The organism is Wenzhouxiangella sp. YN1 (assembly GCF_056324145.1).
The window spans coordinates 157,425-164,954 of the sequence record NZ_JBJNIO010000120.1 but is presented as its reverse complement, the minus strand read 5'-3'; the positions used below and the strand labels follow the sequence as shown (position 1 = coordinate 164,954).

Annotated in this window: 8 protein-coding genes; all 8 read right to left on the bottom strand. The window is 55.6% G+C overall.

Translation table 11 applies throughout. From position 1 onward, the window contains the following. Nucleotides 1–137 precede the first annotated feature (137 nt). Nucleotides 138–308 (bottom strand): IS66 family insertion sequence element accessory protein TnpA, encoded by a 171-nt coding sequence (gene tnpA, locus ACEWQZ_RS04165; RefSeq protein ID WP_476481805.1) that lies wholly within the window; start codon nt 306–308, stop codon nt 138–140. A 311-nt stretch (nt 309–619) separates the two neighbouring features. Beyond that, the gene (locus ACEWQZ_RS04160; RefSeq protein ID WP_476481804.1) at nt 620–1,948 is read right to left on the bottom strand and encodes a flippase; all 1,329 of its coding nucleotides are present in this window, start codon (nt 1,946–1,948) and stop codon (nt 620–622) included. Further along, nucleotides 1,935–3,140 (bottom strand): glycosyltransferase, encoded by a 1,206-nt coding sequence (locus tag ACEWQZ_RS04155; RefSeq protein WP_476481803.1) that lies wholly within the window; start codon nt 3,138–3,140, stop codon nt 1,935–1,937. Before ACEWQZ_RS04155 ends, ACEWQZ_RS04160 begins: the two co-directional genes overlap by 14 nt. 5 nt (nt 3,141–3,145) lie before the next feature. Further along, entirely contained in the window at nt 3,146–4,102 is a 957-nt protein-coding gene (locus tag ACEWQZ_RS04150; protein WP_476481802.1) for a sulfotransferase family protein, read from the bottom strand. Further along, entirely contained in the window at nt 4,102–5,190 is a 1,089-nt protein-coding gene (locus ACEWQZ_RS04145) for a DegT/DnrJ/EryC1/StrS family aminotransferase (RefSeq protein WP_476481801.1), read from the bottom strand. Before ACEWQZ_RS04145 ends, ACEWQZ_RS04150 begins: the two co-directional genes overlap by 1 nt. Before the next feature lie 3 nt (nt 5,191–5,193). After that, nucleotides 5,194–5,784 (bottom strand): acyltransferase, encoded by a 591-nt coding sequence (locus ACEWQZ_RS04140; protein WP_476481800.1) that lies wholly within the window; start codon nt 5,782–5,784, stop codon nt 5,194–5,196. A 40-nt stretch (nt 5,785–5,824) separates the two neighbouring features. Further along, the gene (locus ACEWQZ_RS04135; RefSeq protein WP_476481799.1) at nt 5,825–6,766 is read right to left on the bottom strand and encodes a Gfo/Idh/MocA family oxidoreductase; all 942 of its coding nucleotides are present in this window, start codon (nt 6,764–6,766) and stop codon (nt 5,825–5,827) included. A 10-nt stretch (nt 6,767–6,776) separates the two neighbouring features. Further along, nucleotides 6,777–7,499 (bottom strand): YdcF family protein, encoded by a 723-nt coding sequence (locus tag ACEWQZ_RS04130; RefSeq protein WP_476481798.1) that lies wholly within the window; start codon nt 7,497–7,499, stop codon nt 6,777–6,779. Nucleotides 7,500–7,530 lie beyond the last annotated feature (31 nt).

Below are 7,530 nucleotides of genomic sequence, written 5' to 3'. Positions count from 1 at the left end.
TCGTCAATCAGGTTCTGCCACTGCTTTGCCGAGCGGCGAATGCGATAGGTCGAAGACATGATCTGCTCCTTGAGTTGAGTTTGGGAGCAGATTACTGACTCAGCAACGCGCGGGGAAGAACGGTGCGGAATGGACGCTTACGGCGCAACCGCAACCATGCCCTGTTTGCGCAGCGCCTTGCGGCGTCGGTAAAACGACTTCGGTGTCAGGCCGTGACGCTGACAGAACTCAGCCACTGACTCCGTGCCAGCCGCCTGCTGCGCGATCAGCTCGCGCCACTCATCGGCCTTGAGGTAACGTCTGCTCACTTGCTTGCTCCATCGTGAATGTCGATGGAGTCAGCATAGTCATCTATGAGCCGTTGAGAAGGGTGTCGGTTCGTAGGCGCTTACGCTGGTACGCTCCGCCCAGGGCAGCGACAGCTGATGGAGCCCATGCTCCGGGGCTTTGCCCGCGGCACCTTGACGACCAGTCAGGTCTTGTAATAGGACGGGTCAAGATACTGCCACTGGGCTTGCGGCCATCGTAGGCCGAACAGCTCTCATCGCGCTGTGGGCAGGTCGACCTCTACTTCAGAGACCACGCAGGGTGCCTGGATGCCCAGAACTCGCCAATCAGGTCACTTATTGGCACCACTTGGATCACGTAGTATCGGGACGATGTTTTTGGTTTTTTTGACCAGTAAGTATTTAGCTATCGCGTTTCCAAGATAAGCAACTGAGGTGGCGATGGCTGCACCAATTATTCCAAGAGCCGGGATTAGGGTGATGTTGAGAGTTATGTTGGTGACGACCACCAATACCGAAACATACATATTCCACTCCGGCTTACCCGCTGCAGCAATGCAGTTGGCCTGAACCCGCGCACCTGCCCCGGCGACTATGCCAGGCAGCAACCACAGGAACGCCGCCATGGTGCCTCTGTATTCTGCGCCGAACACCGGCACGAGGAGCCAGTACAGGGCCAAAGCCGTGATTCCACCAAAGCCTACCGTGAGGAGCGCGACGATCCTGAACCCTCGGTTAGTCAGCTGAAGGCGCGCTTTCGGATCCCCATGCATATTCGATAGCCGGGGCAGCAGGACGGTACTCGCCGCCCTGGAGAGCATCCAAAGCTTTTCGGCGATCTGCACGGCAATCACATACACGCCGGTGGCGGCAGGGGTCAAGAAGAAGTTGACCAGGAAGATATCGGCCCTGTAGTTCACGAAGGCCATGATGTTTGAGAGATGCGCTTTCCAACCGTAACCCAGGATGCGACGCCGGTATTGCTCAATTGGCTGGGCGCCTTCCCCAGTCGGATGGCGCTGCTCCCGAGCGTGGACAAACAGGATGGCGCTGACTAGGCCTGCGGACTGGCCAACCAGGTAAGCACCTACGGCCGCTTCCGCTCCCATACCCAGAAAATATAGCGTAACAGCTGCCCCCGCAAGAGTTGCATAGGGTGGGATGAGCGTTGTCCAGTTAAAGGCACGAAAATCTTCCAGTCCCTGCAGCACGGTGTTCAGGTAGGCTAGCAAGAGACTCGGTGGGAACGCTGCCAACCCCAGGAGCAAAAGCCTTGAAGGCACACTCGGGAAGAGACTTGCTCGAAAGAAGTGCAGGACTGTCGCGCCCGCGGCCAAGCCAATAGCAATGATCCATAAGCCCAGTCGGCCGTTCTCCACGGCGGCCTGAGCGGCTCCCACTTCACCCCGGCCTACGAAGTAGACGGTCGCCGGGCCAACCCCCAGGTTCAGGAACTGGGCCAATAGCGTCGGCAGCAAGATGGCTATGGCGTAATGCCCGTTGCCCTCCGGACCCAGTGCACGAGCAATGAGGACAACCAACACGAACTGGGCCAGCGCCGCCAGCAACTGCCGCCCGAAGGTATAGACAATGTTTCGGCGCAAAGAAGAAGCACCCAATCTTTGCCAGAGCCGTGCTGGCAGCCCGTTAGCCACCACCATTTGGTGCACGCCTTCCGTCGCCCGGAACCTGCTGGTAAAGCTTGGTTAGTTGGCCGGCAACAGCCGCCCCTGAAAAGCGCGCGCGCGCTCGAGCAGCAATAGCCTCCCGGTCCCAATCGGGGAGCCGATCGACAACATTCCTCAAGCCCCAAGCCAGCTCTCGAGGCGAACGCGGCGCCACCAATACACCATCTTTTTCCTGGACGATGCATTCAGGCCCGCCGCTGCGTGTCGCCACTACAGGTATGCCGCTCATAAGTGCCTCAGCAGCGACGACCCCGAAGGTTTCGTAATGACTAGCAATAGCCATGACATCCACCCGGCTCAACAGCGCAGGCACCTCTTGCGGTGGCACCCGACCGAGGAATCGAATCCGATCGGCAACGCCTAGAGTCTCGGCCCTAGCCGCCAGTTGCGCTCGAATGGGACCATCACCGCCGAACCAGAGCTGCACCCTTGAAGGCGCCGGGAAGGCTTGAGCAAAGGCCTGAATCAACTCAGCTTGTCCCTTCTTTTCCGTCATCACAGCCAAGTTAAGAATACGGCGCCCACGCCCGCTGGCCTGGGAGCCTGGTGCTCCGAGGGCTGGCCCGCCGAAACGCGAGGCGACTACATTGGGAACCCAGTGCCACGGAGTTGTATCCGGCCCCAACTGCTCCTGCAGCACCTGGCCCAGCTCGGGACTCACTGCGACCCGCACATTGGCGCCTACGGCCGCCCGCCGCGCCAGGTGAAGCTGCCATGCTTTCAGGACCCTCCGCGCAAAGGCTGTGCTGTGTTCGGTAAGGATCAGGGGTACATTGAGACGGCTTGCCCATCCGACCGCTACGATGCCCGCGTAGATTGCAGAATGGGCATGAATCAGGTTCGGCACCCCCTGCTCTGCGATGTAACGCCTGATCAACCGATCGGCCGCGCGTTTCCAAAGCCAGTAATTACCATATGGGACGCGGGGCAAGGCAGCCCATGGCTGGGCACGGTAGGTCGGGAGGCCTTCATCCAGTTCGTATTCAGGCCGACGACTGCGCTGCCCTCGCCCGCTGAGCGTGCGAATCGAACGCAGATTAGGCGCAACAACACCCACTTTATGGCCGAATTCCGAAAGCGCCAAGGCCTGATCGCGGAAGAAGACGCCTTTGATGTCATCGGGGGAGTCGGGGTACCAGGAAGCGAGAACCAGGATATGTTGCATGCCGATTACAAGCCTGCATATCCGCAGCGCTCAAGCCAGCCCGACAAAATCGGCCGAAGTCGCAGCATGTCCGCCTCCGTCATTTCTAACCGACCTTTCCCTATCGACGCCGCGCTCGGTGCCCTAGTTGTGTTTTTGTGATGTTCACGCATCCCGACATCCCCCAGAATGCCGTCTATATTCATAATGGACGGTCTCTCGGGCACTTCAAACATTGCACCCACCTTACTAATGACTTCATCAGGGCAGGTGACCATATCCTCATAGCGAACCTCAATAAAGCGATTGCAAGTAAGCCGTCTGCGAAATGCCTTCCAATATTTCTGACTTTTTACCCAGCGATCTGCCGCATCCGCTAAATCATCGTATATACCTGCTTTCACATACGAAGACACAACATCGACCCCATCTCGGAGCAAGTAAACATAAACAGCGCCAGGAAACAGCTGATTAATCCGCCGTAAATGAAGAGTATTCAACGGCGTCTTATCACCCAACCACTCGAACTCGACGCCTGCTTGCTCGGCAAAATACCGATAAAGCCCGACAAGAAGGCAGTTCATATTTTGCATGCTACTAGGGTAGTTCTTTGCTCGCAAAGAGAAATCTCTTAACGAACTTATTTCGAACGTTATAAACTCAGGATAGTACTCAAAGCTAGCTACGACCAGGTCGACAACACTGGGCCACGAAAGTCCTCTGCCACGAATTCTATTGTTCGCAATGTTGGGGAGAACATAGGTCTCTGGCGGGATATAGATCTTGAACCTCTCCATCAGCAAGCGACGCAAGAGCGTGTTTCCAGATCGCCCGGCGCCTACAATAAATAGGAAAGGCAGCTCATTCGACGCGCCACGAGTGGTTGCTTTAACGGGAATACCCGAAATAGAAGCTATCCAATTGCGCGCTTCCTCAAGAGCCCATCGAACCCGAGGGCATCCAACTATTTTTTCACGAATCATTAAACCAAATCTATAATCGCTTGAGCAACCTGCTCCTGCTCATATGGCATCAAACTCGGGTGCATGGGCAGGCCCATAACGCGCTTGCTGACGATTTCACAGTTCGGGAAGGCGCTCGCGTCAATGGCAAGGCTGGAGAAGACGGGCTGGCGATAGAGTGGGACCGGATAGTGAACGGCTGTCGGGATGCCGGCCGCAGCGAGTTGGTCCCTCACTTTTTCTCGGCTTGTGACCTGGATAGTGTATTGGGCATAAACGCTTGTGCGATCTGACGCAAGTACCGGCACTTTGACCGTGGCCGTCAAGGCCTGGGTATAGCGCGCTGCCGCCTGTTGGCGCAACGTGACCTCCTTCGGGAAGATGTCCAATTTGCAAATCAGAATGGCAGCTTGGAGGCTATCCAAACGACTATTAATACCCACCCGGACATGCCGATAGCGCCGTTCCTGACCATGACGCGCGATTTGGCGCATCTTCTGGGCCAGACTTTTATCGCTCGTGAAAATAGCGCCACCATCACCATAACAGCCCAACGGCTTGGCAGGGAAAAAACTAGCCGTAGCGATGTCGCTCAAGTTACACGATTTCCTACCCTTATAGGTTGCACCAAAACTCTGCGCACCATCCTCGATGACCGGAATCCCATGGCGAGCGGCGATCTCATTAATTTCGTCCATGTCCGCTGGTTGGCCATAAAGAGAGACCGGAATGATGGCTTTAGTCGACTCAGTTATCGCCGCTTCCAGCAGATTGGGATCAAGATTGAAGGTATCCGGCTGAATATCAACAAAGACTGGCTTGGCACCCAGAATGGCAGCGGCTTCGGCAGTGGCAATGTAGGTAAAGCCGGGCGTAATGACTTCGTCACCCGGGCCGACACCTAACGCCATTAGCGCGATCTGTAACGCATCTGTGCCGTTGGCGCAGGTTATACAGTACTTTGCGCCAGTGTAGTCAACCAGACGCTCCTCCAGTTCCGTCACCTCAGGACCCAGAATGTATTGGCCGTGGTTCAAAACACGCTGGATGGCGGCTTCAATCTGGGGTTTTATCCGGGCTTGCTGGGCAGCAAGGTCAATGAACTTCATTAATTAGTACTCCGCTTCTTCTACGCTGCTAACTCTGCCATCTCTGAGGACGTAAGCCTGCCCCGTATCGAGACATGTCGCCTCGGCATTACCCTCCATCGGCAGGTCAAGCTGCTTGCCATATTGACTCATCCAACCGATTTGCCGAGCGGGAACGCCAACCATCAAGGCGTAGGGCTTCACATCCTTATTGACGAGTGCACCAGCGCCGATAAAGGCATACTCACCAATTGTAATGCCGCAGAGGATGGTGCAGTTTGCGCCTAGAGTAGCGCCTTTCTTTACCAAAGTATCCAAGTATTCATCCTTGCGCTCGATCAGTGAGCGAGGATTGTGAACGTTCGTGAACACCATGCTAGGCCCGCAGAAGACCCCTTCTTCAAGGTAGACATTGTCGTAGACCGAGACGTTGTTTTGAATCTTGCACTTGTCGCCGATGGTTACGCGATTACCGACAAAGACATTCTGTCCCAACGAGACCTCTTTGCCTATTTTAGCGCCGGAGCAGATGTGGACGAAGTGCCAAACGCGAGAACACGTGCCAATTTGAGCACCTTCATCGACGATGGCGCTTTCATGTTTATAGTAATCCATCTTAACTCTCGCTTCCTTTTATCGAAGATGAAATCTCGATTTACGCTATAAGGAAAGGATGGATCTCACCGCTCTCGCTTATGTTAGCAGTGCGGATATGCGCAACGGTTTCTATGGCGACCCGATTTTCTTCAAGACCAAACCCGTTGCCCCTGAGAACCTCTTCATAGCTTCGGGTATGGAGATCGGTGAAACCGCCGGAGAACTCGATCTCCTTCCCATTCACTGTGATTGAACGGTAGGTGCGCTGGTTAGCTTCTTTCTGAGCTTTCGGAACATCATTGTAGTCAACTGACAAAAACCAGCGCACACGAGCATTTTCATACTCCAGGTAACCAGCAGCCTTCGTAGGTGCGCTTAAATGAACATGATTCTCTTGCAAATCGCCAAAGATGAAGTGCAGCATGTCAAAAAAGTGAACACCGATATTGGTCGCAATACCACCAGACTTGTCTTGCACGCCCTTCCAGCTATGGAGATACCACTGCCCGCGCGAGGCAATGTAGGTCAAATCGACCTCATATTTCTCTTTTCCATGAGCACGCCGGACTTGTTCTCGTAAAGCGACGATAGCAGGATGTAGTCGAAGTTGCAGGATAGTGTGGATCCGCCGACCCGTGTCAGCTTCCATTTCAGCCAGGCCGTCGATATTCCATGGGTTGAGAACGAGCGGTTTCTCACAAATGGCGTCAGCGCCAGAGCGCAACGCAAAACGCATATGGGCATCATGCAGGTAATTGGGGGTGCAAATTGACACATAGTCAATGGCATGCCCTGAATTTCGTCGGCGAGTCTTGTCTATATGACGGTCGAAGCGTTCGAACTCGGTGAAAAATGCAGCCTCCGGAAAAAAGCTGTCGATGATACCCACCGAATCGTTTGGATCAACGGCTGCGACCAGCTCGTTTCCGGTTTCCTTGATAGCTTTCATGTGGCGTGGGGCAACGAAGCCCGCGGCGCCGATTATGGCGAATTTTTTCATGAATGAAGTTTCAGGGTTTAGGTAAGGCATTGTTTTCCACCGTAGCCCAGCCTCTTTGCCGATACATCCAGTAGCCGAGATATTCCTTGATGGCTCTGGTGCTGTCGTCCAGCGCCTCGGCATCCGGCAGCCAGCGCAGGACGTTAACTGGCTCGGGTATGACTTCGAAGTCAGTTGGCGCCGCGATGAAATCGAGGCCGGCGGCATTGAACGCCGCCTCGGCTCGGCGCATATGCAGGGCTGAGGTGACCAGCAGGAGGGTGTGGAAACCCTGGTCCCGGGCTATTTGGGCCGTTTCGGTGGCGTTCTGGTACGTGTTGAGACTTTTGTTTTCTTCGATGATGGCCTGTACCGGCACATCAAGCTGTTGCAGTAATTCGGCCGTTTCTGCCGCATTGGAGCGGCGCTGACTTTGCCAGCCGTAGTTTCCGCCGGAGACAATGATGATTGGTGCCTTGCCGGCATGGTACAGGCGCGCGGCGTGCCAGATGCGGTCAGCGCCTTGCTGCAGGTTGGGATAAGGCCAGCCAGGCGGCTGCGATTCCAGGCCGCCGCCGAGCAGCACGATGGCATCCGCTTCGGGCAGTGCTTCAGCCGGCATGGGCTTGTAACGGTTTTCGAGGCTGGCGCGGATGGCGTCGGAGACCACTGGAAGCGACCAGAGAGTCAGCCAGGCGGTAGCCGCCATGATCAGCCCGGCGGCGGTTCGGTTCTTGTTGAAGGCCCAGAACAACAGGCCCGCTGCAATCAGGCTGATACTCAGC

Bases quoted from the DNA above. Each gene is read 5' to 3' on its own strand.
- ACEWQZ_RS04155 (WP_476481803.1), bottom strand. From the start codon at position 3,140: ATGCAACATATCCTGGTTCTCGCTTCCTGGTACCCCGACTCCCCCGAT.
- ACEWQZ_RS04135 (WP_476481799.1), bottom strand. From the start codon at position 6,766: ATGAAAAAATTCGCCATAATCGGCGCCGCGGGCTTCGTTGCCCCACGC.
- ACEWQZ_RS04150 (WP_476481802.1), bottom strand. From the start codon at position 4,102: ATGATTCGTGAAAAAATAGTTGGATGCCCTCGGGTTCGATGGGCTCTT.
- ACEWQZ_RS04140 (WP_476481800.1), bottom strand. From the start codon at position 5,784: ATGGATTACTATAAACATGAAAGCGCCATCGTCGATGAAGGTGCTCAA.
- ACEWQZ_RS04145 (WP_476481801.1), bottom strand. From the start codon at position 5,190: ATGAAGTTCATTGACCTTGCTGCCCAGCAAGCCCGGATAAAACCCCAG.
- ACEWQZ_RS04160 (WP_476481804.1), bottom strand. From the start codon at position 1,948: ATGGTGGTGGCTAACGGGCTGCCAGCACGGCTCTGGCAAAGATTGGGT.